An 18,858-nucleotide genomic window follows, 5' to 3' on the forward strand; every position below is an offset into this window, starting at 1 on the left:
CGATCCAAAATAGACAGGCAGCAGGAGAGCAGCTCAACGAGCAACGGGAGGATACCGCCTTGAAGGAAGCCGATCGCTTGAGAGTAACGGTCGATATATACGGACATCAATACCGGTTGACGGGACACAGCAGCTCGGATTATATCCGGCGGGTCGCGCAGCTGGTCGACGAGAACATGCACAAGCTGGCCAAGGGCTACCCGAGGCTGGACATGCCGAGGCTGGCGGTGCTTGCGGCCGTGCATATGGCGGAGGACGTGTTCCGCCTGCGGCAGGACAGCGAGCTGCTCAAGGAGGAGCAGAGCATCCGCAAGACGCTGATGGGCGAGCTCGACAAGGCGCAGTCCGCGGCGGAGCAGGCGCGCGAGGAGCTGGAGCTCCGCGAGCGGCGGACGGCGGAGGAGCTGGAGCGGCTGCTCGGAGAGCGGGAGGCGGCGGAGTCCGCCCTGCGCGCCGAGGCCGAAGAGCGGCTGGCCGCCGTGCAGGAGGCGGTCAAGGAGGAGTCGCAGCGGCTGGAGCGGCAGGCAGCCGCTGCGGCGTCCGAGCTGGAGCGGCGCTGGGGCGAGGAGAAGCGGCGCCTGATCGAGGAGGACCGCGTCCGCGCCGAGGAGCTGGAGCGCCGGCATGAGGCGGAGCGCGGCGAGGCCGCGCAGATGCTGGAGTCGGAGCGGCAGGAGTGGGAGCGGCTCTACGAGGCGGAAGCAAGCGAGCGCGAGTCGCGTCATGCCGAGGCGATGGCGGAAGCGGCGCGCCGCCATGAGGCGGAGCAGGCGTCCGCGCGCGAGCAGCTCGAGCGGGAGCGGCGCCGGCTGGCCGTACAGCTGGAGGAGAGCCGCGCGGAGCTGGAGCGGCGGCTCGAGGAGGAGCGCGCCGAGGCCGCAGCCGTGTTCGAGAGCCAGCGGGCGGAGCTCGAGGCGGCGCATGCGGCCGAGCTCGCCGCGCGCGAGGAGGCGTTCGCCTCCCAGCTCGCGGAGCTGGAGACGCGCCTGCTGGAGCGCGTCCACGAGCTGGAGGCGCTGCATGCCGGGGAAGCCGAGGCGCGGGAGCGCGAGCGGGCGGAGCTGGAGCAGCTCTACGAAGCGGAGTGCCGGGAGCGCGAGCAGGAGCGGTCGACGCTGCTCGAGGCCCAGCGGGCGGAGCTCGAGACGCTCGAGGCGCGCCATTTGCTGCGCGCCGGAGAGCTGGAGGAGCAGCTGCGCGAGGCGCGGCAGCAAGGCGAGCAGAGCCTGGCGGCGCTTCGATCGCAGCAGCGGGCGGAGCTGGAGGGCGCGCTCGCGGGCCGCGATGCCGAGCACCGCGGCGAGCTGGAGCGGCTGCGTGCGGAGCACGAGCTGCAGCTCGCCGAGGCGCTGGAGCTGGCGCAGGAGGCGGAGTCCGGCTTGCAGTCGCAGCTGACGGAGAGCGCTTCCGCGCTGGAGGAGGCGCGCCGGCGGCTTGCGGCGCTGGAGCAGCGCCTGCAGGAGCAGCAGCGGGAGCAGCAGCAGCGGCTGCAGGAGCTGCAGGAGGAGCAGCTGCATGTGCTGCAGGAGCTTCGGCAGGAGCAGGAGCAGGCGCTGCAGGAGCAGCAGCAGGCGCTGCAGGCGGAGCGCGAGCGCAGCGGCCGGCTGGAGCTGAAGCTTGCCGCCGAGCGGACAGGACGCGAGGAGGCGGAGCGGCTGTTCGCCGAGGCCGGCGAGCGGGCCGAGGCGCTGGAGCGCGGCGAGGCGGAGGCGCGCGAGCAGCTGGGCCGCTCCGAGGAGCGGCTGGAGGCTTCGCGCCGCCAGCTGGAGGCTCAGACCGGCCGTGCCGCCGCGCTCGAGGCGGAGCTGGAGCGGCTGCGCGCCGCGTCCGCGGCCGAGCGCGAGGCGGCGGCGACCGAGCTGCGCGAGGCGCTGGAGCGCGCGGCGGACGAGATCGGCCATGCGCGCGAGCAGGCGCAGGCCGAGGCGGCCGAGCAGGTCCGCGGGGCAGAGCGGCGCGCAGAGGCGCTGCAGGCGTCTGCCGCGGAGCAAGCGGAGCGGCTGCGCCGCGAAGCCGGTGAAGAGCTGGAGCTCGCGCGGCTTGCGGCGCAAGAGGATTCCGAGCGGCTCGTCGCCGCCCATGCCGAGGAGCTGGAGCGGCTCCGCGCCGAAGCCGAGGCCGAGCGTGCCGGCGGCGCGGAGCGCCTGCGCGTCCTGGAGGAGCGGGCGTCCGGCGAAGCCAGCCGGGCCGAGGAGGCGGAGCGCCGCCTTGCCGGAGAGAGCGAGGCGCGGAGGCAGGAGCGGTCCGGCTTGGAGCAGGAGCGCGATGCGGCCCGGCGCGAGCTGGCGGAGGCGCGCTCCGACTGGTCCAAGCGGATCGCCGATGCCGAAGAGCATCTGCTGCTCGTCATGGAGCAGGAGGAGGCGCGCGGCCGGCTGCTGGAGGAATCCCAGCGCATGCTGAGATCGACCCAGGAGGAGCTCGAGCTGTCCCGGCAGCGGACGGCCGAGCTGGATGCCCGGCTGCGCGAGTCGGCGAGCCGCCTGCAAGAGGCGCTCTCGTCCCGCGACGAGGCGGAGTCCGCCCTGCGCGAGAAGCTTGCCGCGTCCGAATCGGCTCGGGAAGCGCTGGAGCGCCGCTTGTCGGAGACCGCGGGCCAGGCCGAAGCGCTGCGCGAGCAGTCCGAGCGGGACTGGCAGCGCCGGCTGGACGAAGCCGCCGCCGAGCGGGAGCGCTTGAGCGGGCTTGCCGCCGGTCTGGAAGAGCGGCTCGAGCAGCAGACCCGCCAGGCGGCGGACCGCGCCGAGGCCGAGCAGGAGCTGCGTCGTCAGCTGGAGCTCTCGCATCAGGAGGCCGCCGTCTCCGGCAGCGCGGTCGAGCGCTTGGAGGATGCGATGCGGCAGCTCGAGGAGGAGCGCTTGGACAGCCGTCAGGATTTGGGCGAGCTGCAGCGCGACAACGAGCGTCTGACGGCAGCCTACGACAAGCTGCGGACGGAGTTCGAGCTGCTGCGCACGGAATATTCCAAGCTGCAGACGGAATACAACGAATGGATCGAGCTGATCGAGCAGAGCTGACGCATGCAAGCGCAGCAGCCCGAGCGGCGGGCGATCCGCCTTGCGGAGCCTTGCGGACCGGAAACGGTGACCGCAAGGCTTTTTTTTAATCCTATAGTAGGAGTTGGAATAGAAAAATCCCCCAGTGCTAAAGTACTTTTCTCCCTGTCGCCGACTCCCTGAATCATCTAGTATTTAGGTGAAATAGACCTTCTCCGCTCTTTGAAAACTGTAAATATAAGGAATTTATACCTAGATCGGACGCATTTCATCCTTGTCGAATATCGTCTCCTCTCTGCACGCTGAGCCCTAACGCCTATGCGCATTCTCCTTGCGGCGTGCAGGTTTTTCTCCCCAAGACCCCCGGCACCGAGAGCTTCGCGCCGCTTTGCGCGGTTATCCTTTACCCAATTAATCCTTTCCTTCGCTAACCCTTTACTCTGACGAAAGGCGGTGCCTCCATTCCGCAGCTTGCAGCTGCGATGAGCCAGAGCTCCCGAACCGTCTCTACCATTCCGAAGAGGAGAGTGTCCTAATGTTCCGAGAAATCCACAAATCCAAAATCCACCGCGCCGTCGTCACCGAGGCGAACCTCAACTATGTCGGCAGCGTCACGATCGATCAGGAACTGCTCGATGCAACCGACATCTGGGAGAACGAGAAGGTGCAGATCGTCAACATCAACAACGGCGCTCGCCTGGAAACCTATGTCATCCCCGGCCCGAGAGGCTCCGGCGTCATCTGCCTGAACGGCGCCGCGGCCCGCCATGCCCAGCCCGGCGATCTCGTCATCATCATGTCCTACGCGATGATGGCCGAGGAGGAAGCGCGCGGCTACGTCCCCAAAGTCATCGTCATGGATGCGGACAACCGGATCGCAGCCGCCTCCTACCGCGAGCTGCACTCCACGATGATTTGAAGGGAGACGCCGCGATGGATGCTTGCACTACCTTGACCGGCCTGCTCGCCTCCAGGCGCTCCAGCGAGGCCGGCATCACCTTTGCCGAGCCGTCCGGAGAGCGCTTCGTGACCTACGGCGAGCTGGAACGCCGGGCAACGGAGCTGCTCGGCCCGCTGGTCCGCCACGGACTCCGGCCCGGGCGCCATGCGGTGCTCCAGACGGAGAGCAACGAGCGCTTCGCGCTCCTGTTCTGGGCCTGCCTGCTCGGAGGAGCGGTTCCGGTGCCCTTGGCCGCCGCCCGCACGGACGAGCAGAAGCGCAAGCTGGCCGCCGTGCGCGCCCAGCTGCCGGATCCGCTCGTCCTGGCCGACGCCGAGCTGGCCGATGCTGCCGGGAATCAGGCCGGCGTCGTTCCGTATCCGGCCCTCGAAGCCTTGCTCGAACGCGCCGAGCCGGCGGTGCTTGCGGACGAGCCGCCGATCCGGCTGCACGCCGCCGATCCGGACGAGCCGGCCTTCATCCAGTTCACCTCCGGCTCTACGGGCGATCCCAAAGGCGTCGTCCTGACGCACGCAAACCTGCTGGCCAACATGCGCGCCATCGTCCGCGGAGCGCGCTCCGGGCCGATAGACTCCTCGCTGAGCTGGCTTCCCTTGACCCATGACATGGGGCTGATCGGCTTCCACCTCTCGCCGCTGCTGGCCGGCATGAACCAGTGGCTCATGCCGACGTCGCAGTTCGTGCTGCGGCCGATGAGCTGGCTGGAGCTGGCGAGCCGCGAGCACATCACCTGCCTCGCCTCGCCCAATTTCGGGCTCCTTCATCTGATGCAGCATTTCAAGCCGGATCAGGCCGGTTCGTGGGACCTGTCCGCGGTGAGGCTGCTGTTCAACGGTGCGGAGCCGATCTCGGCAGAGGCCTGCCGCGCCTTCCTGGAGCTGCTGAATCCTTTCGGCCTGCGCCCGCAAAGCCTGTTCCCGGTCTACGGCCTTGCGGAGGCTTGCCTTGCCGTCACCTTCCCCGATCCGGACGAGCCGCTGCGCACCGTACATGTCCGCCGCGGACGGCTGCGTCCGGGAGAAGCCGTGCCGCTGGCGGAGGCGGGCGACCTGCAAGCGATGGAGCTCGTCGAGCTCGGCACGCCGGTCGCCGGCTGCGAGGCTGCCCTGTTCGACGGGGCAGGCAAGCGGCTGGGCGAGAGCGAGGCCGGACTCGTCTGCATCCGGGGAGCCAACGTGACCCGAGGGTATTTCAACCGGCCGGACGCCAACCGGGAGCTCATCCGCGACGGCTGGCTGAACACCGGCGACATCGGCTTCTTCCACGAAGGCCGCCTCTATTTGACGGGAAGGATGAAGGACATCCTGTTCGTCAACGGCCAGAACTACTATCCGCATGACCTGGAGGAGCTGCTGGCCGAGCTGCCGGCCTGCGCGGCCGGCAAGGCTGCGGTCAGCGCCGTCTCGGACCCGCGGACAGGCTCCGACATCGCTGCGGTTTTCGTGCAGCACCGCGGCAAACCGGAAGCGTTTCTGGCCATCCGGCGCCAGGTGCGCGTGCTCCTCAGCCGCCGCGCCGGTCTAGAAGCCGGCCCCGTCGTGCCCGTGAAGCGGATTCCCAAAACGACGTCCGGTAAAATCAAGCGCTTCGAGCTGGCGGACGAGCTGCTGGCCGGGCAGTTCGCCGCCGCGCTCGAGCTGCTGGATGCGGCCGAAGCGGCCGCGGCCGCGCAGGAAGCGCTGCTTGCCCCTGAAGCGGACAAGACTAGCCTGAACGAGGGAGCCGCGGCGGCGGGTCCGCTTTCTCCGACAGAGGAGGCCGCATCATCGACTGGACGCTTGGCGGACAGCCGAAACGTGCGGTCTGCCGTCTCCGTTCCGAAGGACGAGGCGGGAGCGGCCGGTGGACCGACCGCGATCGAGAGCCGGCTGCTGGATATCTGGATGGAGATTCTCGGGACGGAGCGGCTCGGTCCGAACGACTCGTTCCTGGAGCATGGCGGCAATTCGCTGCGCGCCGCGCGCGCCGCGGCCCGCATCCAGGAGGAGCTGGAAGCCCCCCTGTCGCTGGCGGAGCTGCTGCGCCATGACACGGCGCGCGCGCTCGCGGCCTATGTCGAGCAGCGGCTGGCCGAGGGAGTCCGGACGGCTCCGGCGTCCGCGCCGCTCGTCCGCGCCGACCGCGGCTCCTATCCGGCTACGCCTGCGCAGCGGCGGCTCCATCTGCATGAGGAGCTGTATCCCGGTACGCTCAGCTACCGGCTTCCCTACGAGGTCGGCATCGAAGGTCCGCTGGATATGGCCCGGCTTGCGGCCGTCTGGGAAGCGCTCGCCGAGCGGCATGACGCGCTGCGCACGTCGTTCAGGCTCGTGGAGGGGGAGTTGGTCGCGGAGATCGCGACGAGGGTGGAGCTGCCCCTCGCGATGACCGATCTGCGCGCTCTGGCTCCCGATGAGGCCGCTGCAGCGGCCGCTTCGCGCCGGAGATCGTTTTTGCGGCCGATGGATCTGGAGCGCGCTCCGCTGCTGCGGCTGGAGCTGCTGCAGCTGCCGGGCGGGCGCCATGCGCTGATGCTCGACGCGCATCACCTCGTCACCGACGGCAGCTCGATGGGGGTGCTGATGCACGATCTGGCGGCCTTGTACGACGGACGCCCCTTGCCGGAGCCCTCGCCGGGCGTCGGCGATATCGCGCTGCAGGAGCTTGACGCCGCCGTCTCGGGGGCGACGCGCTCGGCAGAACGGTATTGGAAGGCTCAGTTCGCCGATGGAATTCCGTCGGCGCCGCTGCCGGCGGATCGTCCTCGGCCGCTCTTGCCGACCTTCCGGGGCGGGGTGGAGCGGCTCCAGCTCGACCGCGAGCTGTCGGAGCGTCTGGCGCAGCTGGGCCGCAGCGCCGGCACGACGCTGTACGCGGCGCTGCTCGCCGTATACGGCTTGCTGCTGGAGCGGTATGCCGGCGCGGACGACGTCGTCGTCGGAACCGCCTATGCGCGCCGCGTCCGCCGCGAGACGCTCGGCACCGTCGGCTTGCTCGCGACGCTGCTGCCGCTGCGGCTGAGGGGCAGCAGGCAGCGCACCGTGCTGGAGTGGGTGCGGGAGGTCGGGGAGACGTCCGCAGCCGCGATCGAGCACGGCGACATCGGCTACGAGGCGATCGCCGAGCTGGCCGGAGCCTCGCGCGAGGCGGGACGCAGCGCGCTGTTCGACACCGCCTTCACCCTTCAGAACCTGGAGCTGCCGCAGTTCCGGACCGACGAGCTGCGCCTGACGCCGGACGCGATTCCGACGGGCTCCTGCAAGTTCGATCTGTTCTGGGAATGCGAAGCGCATCCGGACGGCGTCGCGATCCGGCTCGAATACGCGGACGATCTGTTCGGCCCCGAAACGGCCCGACAGCTGCTCCGCCACTACGAAACGCTGGCCCGTCAAGCGGCCGCCGCTCCGGAACGCGCCGCCGCTTCGCTGGAGACGCTGATCGGCGATGAACGGGAGCAGACGCTGCGGAGCGGCGTGAGCCGATGGCCGGAGCAGGAGGCGGCTCCGCTGCAGGAGCTGATCCGCCGACAGGCGGAGGAAGGACCGGACCGGATCGCGCTCTCGTTCGCCGGCGGCAGCTGGAGCTACGGCGAGCTGTGGGACGCATCGGGCCGCCTGGCCGCCGGACTGGCCGAACTTGGCGCGGCCCGCGGCTCGCGGATTGCGATCGCGATGAAGCGCTCGCCGTTGCAGCTGGCCGCGCTGATCGCGGCGCTGCGGCTCGGCGGGGCGTACGTGCCGATCGACCCGAACTATCCCGCCGAGCGGGCCGCGTTCATGCTGCGCGACGCCGAGGTCGATGCGGCGGTGGCCGACGCGTCGGCGCTGGACCTGCTCGAGCAGGCGGCGGCAGCTTGCGGCCGACCGGTCAAGCGGCTCGACGCGGAGGCATGGATGCGGGAGCGGGGGGCTGCCGCGGAAGCAAGGGCCGAGGCGTTTGACGGGACGGGGGCCGCATCGACGGCTCATGCAGCCGCCGAAGATCAGGCGGAGCGGCGGGACTCTCTGTCCTCGCCGGACGATCTGGCGTACATCTTGTATACTTCAGGCTCCACGGGCACGCCCAAAGGCATCCGCACGACCCATCGCAACGTCGCGCGCGTCGTTTATCGTCCCGGCTATGTCGAGCTCGGCCCGGACGACGCGCTGCTGCAGCTGTCGAGCCTTGCGTTCGACGGATCGACGTTCGACATCTACGGCGCTTTGACCAACGGAGCGCGTCTCGTTCTGGCCGACGGTGACGAGGCGATGGATGCGCCTGCGCTTGTCCGCCGCCTGCGCGAGGATGGCGTGACCGTGCTGTTCGCGACGACCGCGCTGTTCAACACGCTGGCCGCTTACGGGCTGGACGGCCTTCCCCGGCTGAGGCGCGTGCTGTTCGGCGGAGAGCGGGCTTCCGTCCCTCATGCCCGGCTGGCGCTGGCGTCGCTCGGGCCGGGCTCGCTGCTGCACGTGTACGGACCGACCGAAACGACCGTGTTCGCCACCGCCTGGCCGGTGGCGGAGCTGGAGCCGGGAGCTTCGGCGCTGCCGATCGGCCGGCCGATCGACGGCACGGAGACGATGGTGCTCGATGCGTCGGGGCGGCTCGTCCCCGATCTCGTGCCGGGCGAGCTGCATGTCGCGGGCAGCGGCGTCGCCGAAGGATATGTCGGCCTGCCTCGCGAGACGGAGGAGCGCTTCCGCCCCCATCCGTACCGTCCGGGAGCGCGCATGTACCGCACGGGAGATCGGGTAAGAAGGCTGCATGACGGCAGCCTCGTCTTTCTCGACCGGCTGGATCAGCAGGTCAAGCTGCGCGGATTCCGCATCGAGCTCGGCGAGATCGAGGCGCGCGCGCTGGCAAGCGGACAGGTGCGGGAGGCGCATGCCGGCGTGGTCGGCGAAGGCGCGGAGGCGGCGCTGTGCGCCTATGTCGTGCCTTCCGCCGCCGGCCTGGACGAAGCGGCGCTGAGGAGCTGGCTGGCGCAAGGCCTGCCGGCCTTCATGCAGCCGGCGTTCATCGTCAGCCTGGAGCGCCTGCCGCTCGGGCCGACCGGCAAGGTCGACCGCAGGGCGCTGCCGGCCCCGGAGGCGGCTGCTTCGGCGGCTCGCGAGCGGCCTGCGACGGAGACGGAGCGGGAGCTCGCCGGGCTGTGGCAAAAGGTGCTCAAGCGGCCGGAACTAGGCGTGACGGACTCCTTTTTCGAGCTGGGAGGACATTCGCTGACCGCGGCCGCGCTGACCGGCGAGATCCATCGCCGCTTCGGCGTGCCGATGCCCGTCCGCGAGGTGTTCGCGCGGCCGACGGTGCGCGGCCAGGCGTCTTGGCTGGACCAGGCCGAGCGCGCCGGGCGCGAGCGGCTGCGGCCGGCGCCGCCGGCGGAGTCGTATCCGCTCAGTCCCGCTCAGGCGCGCCTCGCGCTGCTGGAGCGGCAGGAGGGCATCGGCCTTGCCTATCACGTGCCGCTGGCGCTGCGGCTTGGCGGCGCTCCTTCCGCAGAGGCGGTCCAGGCTGCGCTGCAAGCGCTGGTCGACCGCCACGAGCCGCTGCGCACGACGGTGCGGCTGAGCGGAGCGGAGCCGCGCGCTGTCGTGGCTCCGGCCGCAAAGGTCGAGCTGGGGCGGATGGACATCGCCGGCCCGGCGGGGCTGGCGGAGGCGATGAGCGCGTTCTTGAGGCCGCTGCCGCTGGACCGGGCTCCGCTGCTGGCTGCGTGCTACGTCGAAACGGAAGCGGAGGACGAGCGTTACCTGCTGCTGAACCTGCACCATATCGCGGCCGACGGCATCTCCGTCGGGCTGCTGCTGGAGGAGCTGGTCCGGCTGCTGGAAGGAGCGGCTCCCGAGCCGATCCCGGACGTCCAGCACAAGGATTACGCAATCTGGCTAGAAGCCGGAGGCGCCGAGCCTTCCGAGGCCGCCCTCGCCTGGTGGCGGGAGCAGCTTGCCGCGCCGCTGCCGCAGCCCGAGCTGCCGCTGGACCGGCCGCGCGGCGACAGGCGCTCGTTCGAGGGGCGCACGCTGGCCTTTGATTTTCCGAACGGCCTGACCGAAGCGCTGGAGAAGCTCGCCGGGAGCTGGAGCGTCACGATGAACAGCCTGCTGTTCACGCTGTACGGAGCGCTGCTCGCTCGCTGGAGCGGCGCCGAAGAGCGGGTGATCGGCACGCTCAGCGCCGGACGCGGCCATCCCGACACGGGGGCGATGGTCGGCATGTTCAACGGCTTCCTTCCGATCCGGACATCGTTCCCGCGCGGCCTGGCGCTGAAGCAGGCGGCGCAGGACATGCAGGAGCGTCTCTTGTCCGCCTACGAGCATCAGGAGGTGCCGTTCGAACGGCTGCTGGAGCTGGCCGGAGGGCCGTTCGATCCGGCGCGTAACGCGCTGTTCGACACGATGCTCATCCTGCACAGCCAGCTCGGCGGCGAGCCGTCCGTCCGTGGAGAGCGGTTCTCGCTCGAGCCCGTGCGGATCGGCGGCAGCCGCACCTCCAAGCTGGACCTCAAGCTGGATCTGTACGGCGACGGCCCGCACGGGCTGAGAGGCGAGCTCGAATACGCCTCCCGGCTGCTGCGGCCGTCTACCGTCCAGCGGCTGGCGGATACGTGGATCGAGCTGCTGCAGCGGGCGGCAGCGGAGCCGCAGGCTACGCTCGATGAGCTGCTGCGGCCGACCGCTGCGGAGCTGGCGCAGCTGGAAGCGTGGAACGGCACTGCGAAGGCTTATCCTGCGGCAAGCACGCTGCACGGCCTGTTCGCGGAGCAGGCGCTGCGGTCTCCGGACCGGCTCGCGGTCCACTCGTCCGAAGGCGGCTGGACGTACCGCGAGCTGGACCGCATCTCGTCGCGCATGGCGGATGCGCTTCGTTCCGCTGGCGCGGGACGCGACGGCATCGTCGCGATCGCGGCCCGCCGCTCCTTGGCGATGATGGCGGGAGTGATGGCGGTGCTGAAAGCCGGAGCCGCGTACTTGCCGCTGGACCCGGATCAGCCCCGGGAGCGGCTGGCGGACATCGTGGACGACAGCGGGTGCCGCCTGCTGCTTGCGGCGCGAGACGCCGACGGGACGCCGGCAGGTCCGGCCGTCGTCCGCCTGGAGCTGGAGGCGCTGGTCGAGCGGGCGCTGGCGGACGAAGCGGCGGCTCCCGGCGAGGCGCTCCCGCTGCCGGCAGGTCCGCAGCAGGCCGATCCGGACTCGCTGGCCTACGTCATCTATACGTCCGGCTCGACCGGCCGTCCGAAGGGCGTGCTCGTCGAGCATCGGGCGATCGTCAACCGGCTGCGGTGGATGCAGGATGCCTATCCGCTGACGGAGGACGATGTCATTTTGCAAAAGACGCCCGTCACGTTCGACGTGTCGGTGTGGGAGCTGTTCTGGTGGAGCCTTGCCGGAGCTTCGGTGCGCCTGCTGGAGCCGGGCGGGGAGAAGGATCCTGCCGCGCTGCTGCGGGTGATCCGCGAAGAAGGCGTGACGACGATGCACTTCGTGCCGTCGATGCTCGGCGCGTTCCTTCCCTATGCCGCCGACAGCGGGATCGACAAGCCGCTTGCCGGGCTGAAGGCGGTGTTCGCGAGCGGCGAGGCGCTGAAGCCGGCGCATGCCGCCCGGTTCGCCGAGCTTCGCGGGGAGGGCCGGGCGCTGCCGCTGCTGGTCAACCTTTACGGGCCGACGGAAGCGGCCGTCGACGTCAGCTATTATGATTGCGCCGGCTACGAGGGCGGTCCGCTGCCGATCGGCCGGCCGATCGCCAACATCGGGCTGCATGTGCTGGACGATCGCCTGCGGCCGCTGCCGCCGGGCGCCTCCGGGGAGCTGTGCATATCCGGGGTCGGACTGGCGCGCGGGTATCTGAACCGTCCGGAGCTGACGGCGGAGAAGTTCGCATCCCTGCCGGACGGCACGCGCCTCTATCGGACGGGAGACGAGGCGCGCTGGAACGCGGACGGCCAGCTGGAGTACCTGGGCCGCTTCGACCATCAGGTCAAGCTCCGCGGCCAGCGCATCGAATGCGGCGAGATCGAGCAGGCGGCGATGGCGGCGGCAGGCGTGCAGGACGCCGTGGCGATGCTCGTGGACGATCCGCTGGGCGAGCCGGCTTTATGCCTGTATGTCGCCAGCGGCTTGCCGGAGGCGCAGCGGACGGAGCTGGCCGCCCGGCTGCCGGGCGCGCTGGCGCGGCGGCTGCCGGACTACATGCTGCCCGCGCGCGTCGTCGCGCTGCCCGCTTTTCCGCTCACGCCGAGCGGCAAGACGGACCGCAAGCGGCTGCCTGCGCCGGACTGGACCGCAGGCGCGGACGCATGCGGCCGCCAGCCCGAGACGGCGTCCGAGCGCAAGCTCGCCGAGCTGTGGTCGGCGCTGCTCGGAGCGTCCGGCTTGACGGCGGAGGCGAATTTCTTCCGCTCCGGCGGCCATTCGCTGCGTGCGGCCCAATTGGCCGCGGCGGTCGAGCGGACGTTCGGGAAGCGCTTTTCGCTGAGGGAGGTGTTCGAGTTCCCTGTCCTGGAGGAGATGGCGGCACGGATCGATGCGGCTCCGTCCGCAGACGGTTCCCCGTCCCTTCCTTCCGCAGGAGAACGGCCGCATTATCCGCTGACGCCGGCCCAGAACCGGCTGTTCATCCTCCATCAGCTCGATCCGCAGAGCACCGCCTACAATCTGCCGCTCGGACTCGCGCTGGAAGGCGAGCTGGACGAGAAGCGCCTGCAGCTGGCGCTGCGGCGGCTGTCCCGTCGGCATGAAGCGCTGCGGACACGGTTCGGGTGGGAGGGCGGCAAGCCGGTTCAGATCATCGAGCCGGACGCCGTCATTCAGGCGGAGACGATGGATGGGCCGAGGGAGGAGGCGGCCGCGAGGTTCGTCCGTCCGTTCGACCTGAGCCGGGCTCCGCTGATGCGCGCCGCTCTCGTCCGCGACGGGCAGGGAGCCGCGCTGCTGCTGGATCTGCATCACATCGTCTCCGACGGCGTCAGCCTGAACGCGCTGGCCGCCGATTTTGCCGCCCTGTACGAAGGGCGGGAGCTGGCGCCGCTGCCGCTGCGGCTCGTCGACGCCGCCGTCTGGCAGGAGCGCTGGCTGGAGGAGCCGGAGCGGCAGCAGCAGGAAGCCTACTGGCGCTCCCGGCTCGCCGGTCCGCTGCCGGCGCTCGACCTGCCGCTCTCCGGACCGCGTCCGGAGCGGCCGGACGGCCGGGGCGGACACGTGCGGCTGCGGCTGCCGGACCCGCTCGTCGGCGCGGTGCGCCGGCTCGCCAGCGCGCTGGAAGCGACGCCCTACCACGTGCTGCTCGCCGCATACGCGGCGCTGCTGCACCGGATGACGCGCGAGGAGGACCTGATCGTCGGCACGCCGGCGAGCGGACGCTTCCATCCCGATCTGGAGCCGGTCGTCGGCATGTTCGTGCAGACGCTCCCGCTCCGCATCTGCGCGCCGGGAGAAGCGAGCTTCGGCCAGCTGGTCGACGAGGCGCGCCGTACCTCCGTCGAGGCGCTGGACCAGGGGCAGCTGCCGTTCGAGCTGCTCGCCGCCTCGCTTGGCGCGGGGCGCGATCCGGGCCGGAACCCGGTGTTCGACACGATGTTCGTCTGGCAGAGCATGGATCCGCCGGCCGGCGAGGCGGGCGGACTGCGCCTGGAGCCGTTCCGCCTGGAGCATCCGGCGTCCAAGCTGGACCTGACCTTCGAGCTGGCCGAGCGCGGCGGCGGCATCGAGCTGACGGTGGAGTACGCCTCCGCGCTGATGGACGCGGAGGCGGCGAGGCGCATGGCCGGCTGGTATGCGACGCTGCTCGATGCGGCGTGCGCCGATGCGGCCGGCCCGATCCGGGAGCTTCCGCTGCTGACGGCGGAGCAGGAGAGGGAGCAGGAGCTTCTTTTCCACCCCGGACGATGGGATCGGGCTTCGTCCCCACGAGAAGAGGCGACGCATCTCGATTCAACTGCCGGCGCTCTCCCGGAGCCCGCTACGCTGGACGCCGAGCTCACGCGGCAAGCCCGGCTGACGCCGGAGGCGGTCGCCGTCCGCAGCCGATCCGGCTCGCTCACCTACCGGGAGCTGGACGAGGCGTCGGAGCGGCTGGCAGGGGAGCTCCGGCAGCGCGGCATCGGGCGGGACTCGCTCGTCGCCGTCTGCATGGAGCGCTGCCCGGAGCTGATCGTGGCGATCTACGGCATCTTCAAGGCCGGAGCCGCCTATGTGCCGTTGGCGCCGTCCCTGCCGCCGGAGCGCCTGTCGTACATGCTGGACGACTGCGGAGCGGCGCTCGTGCTGACCGCTTCGGAGTCCGATCCGGCGCCGGCGGTGCGCGAGCTGCCCCGGCTCGGCGTGGCGGAAGCCGTGCGGAGCCGGCTGGACCGCGCTCCGCAGGCAGCCGGGCATGACGGAAGCAGCCTCGCTTACGTGCTGTACACCTCCGGCTCCACGGGACGGCCCAAGGGCGTCATGATCGAGCATCGCTCCGTCCTCAACCGGCTGCGCTGGATGCAGCGGGCCTATCCGCTTGCCGCGTCCGACGTCATCCTGCACAAAACGCCGATCACCTTCGACGTTTCGGTATGGGAGCTCATGTGGTGGAGCTTCGCCGGCGCGTCCGTCTTCCTGCTGGAGCCGGGCGGCGAGAAGGACCCGGCCGCGATCGCGCGGGCTGTCGCCGAAGCTGGCGTCACGACGATGCACTTCGTGCCGTCCATGCTCCATCTGTTCCTGGAGGACGCCGCCGTCCGCGCGGCGGCCGAGGAGGGCTCCCTCGCTCCGCTGCGCACGGTGTTCGCGAGCGGCGAGGCGCTGGCCGCCAGCCATGCCGACCGGTTCGAGGCGATTGTCGCGGGCCGCTCGGGGGCGGAGCTGGTCAATCTGTACGGTCCGACGGAGGCGACGGTCGACGTCAGCTTCTACAATTGCAGCCGTGAGGGGCGGAGGGGGAAATCCGTGCCGATCGGCCGCCCGATCGACCGGACGGCGCTGTACGTCTTGAGCGACGGCCTGCGGATGCAGCCGCCGGGCGTGCCGGGCGAGCTGTGCATCGCCGGCGTCGGCCTCGCGCGGGGCTATCTCGGCCGCGAAGAGCTGACGCGCCAGGCGTTCGTGCCCAATCCGTACCGGGACGGCGGCCGGCTGTACCGCACCGGCGACCTGGCCCGCTGGCTGCCGGACGGCCAGCTCGAGTACCTCGGTCGGCTGGACCATCAGGTCAAGCTTCGCGGCTACCGGATCGAGTGCGGCGAGATCGAGGCGGCCCTCCGTCGCGACGGCCGCATCGGCGAAGCGGTCGTGCTGAAGCGCAGCCGCTTCGGCGCCGAGGCCGCGGAGTATCTATGCGCTTATTACACGGCAGCCGCGCCGCTGGACGAATCGCAGCTGCGCGAGGCGCTGGCCCGCGAGCTGCCCGATTACATGATCCCGGCCGCCTTCGTCCGGCTGGAAGCGATGCCGCTCTCGCCGAGCGGCAAGACCGACCGCCGGGCGCTGCCTGATCCGCAGCCGGCCGCGCCGGCTTCAGGCCCGCATGCTTCGGCGCGAACGGAGACGGAGCGGCTGGTCGCGTCGCGGCTGAGCTCGCTGCTCGGCGGAGGCGAGGCGGACGCCGAGCGCAGCTTCTTCGAAGCCGGAGCGGACTCGCTGCTGCTGCTGCGGCTTCACCAGCAGCTGGATCAGCGCTGGCCTGGCGCGCTCCAAGTGGCCGATCTGTTCAGCTATCCGACGGTGCGCAAGCTGGCCGCCCGGATCGACAGCGCGGCCGGTCACGAGGAGCGCGTCTGGAGCTGGACCGGCATCCCGCTTCCGGGCGATGCTCCGCCGGCGGTCCGTTCCGGGCCCAGGGAGGGGCGGCTCGACATCGAGCTGGAGCCTTCCGTCGCCCGCGCCTTGGAGGCGATGGCCGCCGAGCGGGGCACCGGGCCCGACAGCGTCCTGCTCGGCCTGTTCCTGCTGGCTTGGAGCCAGGCCTCCGGCGCGAGCGCGGTCTCGGTCGCCTTGGCCGCAGGCGCCGGCCGCATCGCCGAGGCCGCCGTCGATTTCGCGGACGTGCCTGGCATGGAGCAGCTGCTCGATGCCGCCGCCGCAGCGCTATCCGCCGGCGGAGGCTGCCGGCCGGGCAACGTTCGCCGCCAGCGAGCGCCGGAGGCAGGCTGGACCGCCGCCCCGCTGTTCCGGGCCGGCGCCGCAGGCGCTTCGCTGCCGCCGGAGGGCGAGCTGCTGGACCGCTTCGACCACCAGCTGACCGTCTTGGCGACCGCTCCGGGAGAGCCGCTGCGCTGCGTCTGGACCTATGCGGCATGGTCCCATCCGGCGGAGCTTGCCGCCGGATGGGCCGCAGCCTATGCCGAGCTGCTGCGCGGCGCGGCAAGCCTGTATCAGGAAGCGGCGGCAGGACCGGCCGATTCCCACTAGCCACACACCCGAAAGGAGACCGTCTCCTCCATGAGAAAAACCGCGCTTGCGATTGTCCGCATCGCCCTCTATCTAGGCGTGTTCTACGCCATGCTGTACTTGCTCAACCATCTGTACAGGATCGACGCCGCCGCGCCGTTCGTCGAATTCCTCGGCCGCAATCCGGCGATGTTCATGGCGGTGCTGTTCGCCTCCATCACAGCCGTCTATGCGCTCGGCTTCGCAGCCGTCCGCCTCGGGACGCGCGGCCGCTCGCCTTCGCTGGCCGAAGCGGCGGGACTGCGCCGGCTCCCGGCGGGAGCGGCGCTGGCCTGCATCCTGATCGGAGCGCTCGGCTGCCTGTTCAGCATCGGCCTTATCGAGACGGAGGCGGTGGCGTCCCGCTTTCCGTCCATCCCGGCGCTGGTCGACGATCTGCTGCGCGGCGACCACCTGTTGCTCGCCATCCTCGGCGCGGGGCTCATCGCTCCGGCGTACGAGGAGCTGCTGTTCCGGGGCTTGATCCTCCGCGAGCTGAGAGGCTTCCTGCCGCTGGCGGCGGCGCTGCTCCTGCAGGCGCTCGCCTACGCGTATTTCCAGCCGAGCCTGGCGCTTTCGTTCATCGGCTTCGGCTCGGGGCTGCTGTACGGCATCCTGCGGCTCGCCCTGAACTCGCTGTGGGCGCCGATCCTCGTGCAGATCACGGCGATGAGCCTGATCTTCGCCGCGCGGCCGCTCGGCGCCTACGAGGCGGTCGGCGCGCTCGGCGACGCCGGCGCGCTCGGCATCGCCGTCGTCAGCCTGCTGCTGATGGTTGCGGCTGCGGGCTGGCTGTGGCGCCATTATGCCTCGCACCGACTGCCGGATGATTCGCGCCCGGCGGTCCGATCGGAAAGGACGGTCCACGGATGAAGCTCAACTGGAAAAACGGCCTGCTGCGGCCGCTCGTCATCATCGCGGTCTACTTCGCCTGGTTCTTCACGGTCACCAGGCTGTTCTTCGCCTACGTCTATCAGGATACCGAATGGTTCCGGACCAACACGCTCGTCACGATCCTCCTGAACGACATCGTCGGCCTGCCGCTCATGATCGCGGCAATCTGGCTGCTGTTCCGCCAGAACCTGTTCGCCGAGGCCAGGTTCCGCCGCATGCAAGGCCCTTCCGTCGCCATCTGCCTGTGGATCGGGCTCGGCGCGGGGCTGTTCACGGCGGCGTTCTCGCAGCTGCCTTTCATCCGCTCGTCGGACTACCAGTTCCAGACGCTGTTCGACTACATCAACCGCGCCGACTGGTATGTGTTCCTCGGCTTCCTGCTGCTCGGCAACGTCTACAAGGAGACGCTGTTCCGGGGCATGCTGCTGAACAGCTTCCGCCTGCTCATGCCGGTATGGGCCGCGATCGCCCTGCAGGGCGTGCTGTACGGCGCGCTGTTCTTCCTCGGCGACGTCCCGCTGTCGCTGTACGGCTTCCTGGGAGCCGTGCTGTTCGGCCTGCTGTACGTCTGGTTCGACTCGATCTGGGCGCCGATCGCCGCGCAGATCGCTTGCCAGGGGCTGCAATACGCGCTCTGGCGCTATGCGCCTGACCTTGGCGGCGAAGGGACGCTCGCCGCGATCATGGCGGCCGCGCTGGCGATGATCGTCTCCGGCGTGCTGCTCGCCTCCCGCAAGCGGCGCGTACCGCCGGCGCCGGCGGTACGGACGGCACGGGCATGAGGACGCTGCGCGCGCTTGGACTGGCGCTGCTGTACGTCGGGCTGTATGCGGGTATCTTGACCGCCGCCAGCGGGTATCTGTACGGCGAAGGCTCACCGCCTGGGCTGCGCGGGTGGCTGGAGGCCAATCCGAACGGCCTGCTGCTGCTCGTCAACCCCGTCGTGCTGCTTCTCTATCTGGTCCTGCTGCGGCTGCAGCGGGTCAGCGCCCGCGAGCTCGGCCTCGGCGCGCCGCCGAGGGGCTGGCTCGCTCTCGCGCTGGCCGGCGTCTGGCTGGGGCTGTTCATCGCTTCCTTCACGCGCCTGCCGCTCGTGCAGGAGGAGCTGCCCGCGATCGCCGGCCTCGCCTCCTTCGTCGCCGGCGGCAGCCTGCCCGTCTTTTTGCTGGGCAGCCTGCTGCTCGGCTCCCTGCTGGAGGAGCTGCTGTTCCGCGGCATGCTGCTGCGAGCGTTCCGCCTGCGCTTCGGTCCCTCCGTGTCCGTCCTGCTGCAGGCGCTGCTGTTCGGAGCGGTCTTCCTGAATGTGCAGACCGGACTGTTCGCGGCGCTCGGCGCGCTTGTGTACGGCCTGCTGCGGGCGGCGGGCGGATCGCTTTGGATCTCGCTGCTCGCGCATCTGCTCAGCACTTCGGCCGTTTATGCCGGGGGCAAGCTGCTCCAGGACGCGCCGTCCGGCCTGCTGCTTGCCGTCAGCAGCGCCAGCGCCGCAGCACTGGCGCTTCATCTGGCGGCGACGCTCGGCAGGCGCCGTCGCCCCAGCCGGCATCGGAGGGCCGCCGCCGAGGCGCAGGCTCGCGGCTGACGCCGCGCGAGCGCCGCGTCGGCCAGCTTCATTCGACCCAGTGACCGTGAGCCATGGAAA

At 70.5% G+C, this 18,858-nt stretch carries 6 protein-coding genes; all 6 read left to right on the top strand.

Features of this window, described 5'->3' with window-relative positions; translation table 11 throughout:
- Window positions 1-59: 59 nt before the first annotated feature.
- Window positions 60-3,017: a cell division protein ZapA gene (gene zapA / locus HGI30_RS07150; RefSeq protein ID WP_168906994.1), complete on the top strand. Its 2,958-nt coding sequence runs from the start codon at window positions 60-62 to the stop codon at window positions 3,015-3,017.
- 514 nt (window positions 3,018-3,531) lie between these two features.
- Complete coding sequence (panD, locus tag HGI30_RS07155; RefSeq protein WP_168906995.1) at window positions 3,532-3,915, top strand: aspartate 1-decarboxylase; 384 nt, start codon at window positions 3,532-3,534, stop codon at window positions 3,913-3,915.
- A 14-nt stretch (window positions 3,916-3,929) separates the two neighbouring features.
- Entirely contained in the window at window positions 3,930-16,304 is a 12,375-nt protein-coding gene (locus tag HGI30_RS07160) for a non-ribosomal peptide synthetase (protein ID WP_168906996.1), read from the top strand.
- Between the two features lie 30 nt (window positions 16,305-16,334).
- Window positions 16,335-17,195, top strand: a complete 861-nt coding sequence (locus HGI30_RS07165) for a CPBP family glutamic-type intramembrane protease (protein ID WP_168906997.1) — start codon at window positions 16,335-16,337, stop codon at window positions 17,193-17,195.
- Window positions 17,192-17,998: a CPBP family intramembrane glutamic endopeptidase gene (locus tag HGI30_RS07170; RefSeq protein WP_168906998.1), complete on the top strand. Its 807-nt coding sequence runs from the start codon at window positions 17,192-17,194 to the stop codon at window positions 17,996-17,998. Before HGI30_RS07165 ends, HGI30_RS07170 begins: the two co-directional genes overlap by 4 nt.
- Window positions 17,995-18,798, top strand: a complete 804-nt coding sequence (locus HGI30_RS07175; protein WP_168906999.1) for a CPBP family intramembrane glutamic endopeptidase — start codon at window positions 17,995-17,997, stop codon at window positions 18,796-18,798. The genes HGI30_RS07170 and HGI30_RS07175 overlap by 4 nt, the downstream gene beginning before the upstream one ends.
- Window positions 18,799-18,858: the final 60 nt, after the last annotated feature.

It is taken from the genome of Paenibacillus albicereus (genome assembly GCF_012676905.1).
In the GTDB taxonomy this organism is placed as follows: domain Bacteria; phylum Bacillota; class Bacilli; order Paenibacillales; family Paenibacillaceae; genus Paenibacillus_O; species Paenibacillus_O albicereus.

Bases quoted from the DNA above. Each gene is read 5' to 3' on its own strand.
- HGI30_RS07170 (WP_168906998.1), top strand. From the start codon at position 17,192: ATGAAGCTCAACTGGAAAAACGGCCTGCTGCGGCCGCTCGTCATCATC.
- HGI30_RS07165 (WP_168906997.1), top strand. From the start codon at position 16,335: ATGAGAAAAACCGCGCTTGCGATTGTCCGCATCGCCCTCTATCTAGGC.
- panD (WP_168906995.1), top strand. From the start codon at position 3,532: ATGTTCCGAGAAATCCACAAATCCAAAATCCACCGCGCCGTCGTCACC.
- HGI30_RS07160 (WP_168906996.1), top strand. From the start codon at position 3,930: ATGGATGCTTGCACTACCTTGACCGGCCTGCTCGCCTCCAGGCGCTCC.
- HGI30_RS07175 (WP_168906999.1), top strand. From the start codon at position 17,995: ATGAGGACGCTGCGCGCGCTTGGACTGGCGCTGCTGTACGTCGGGCTG.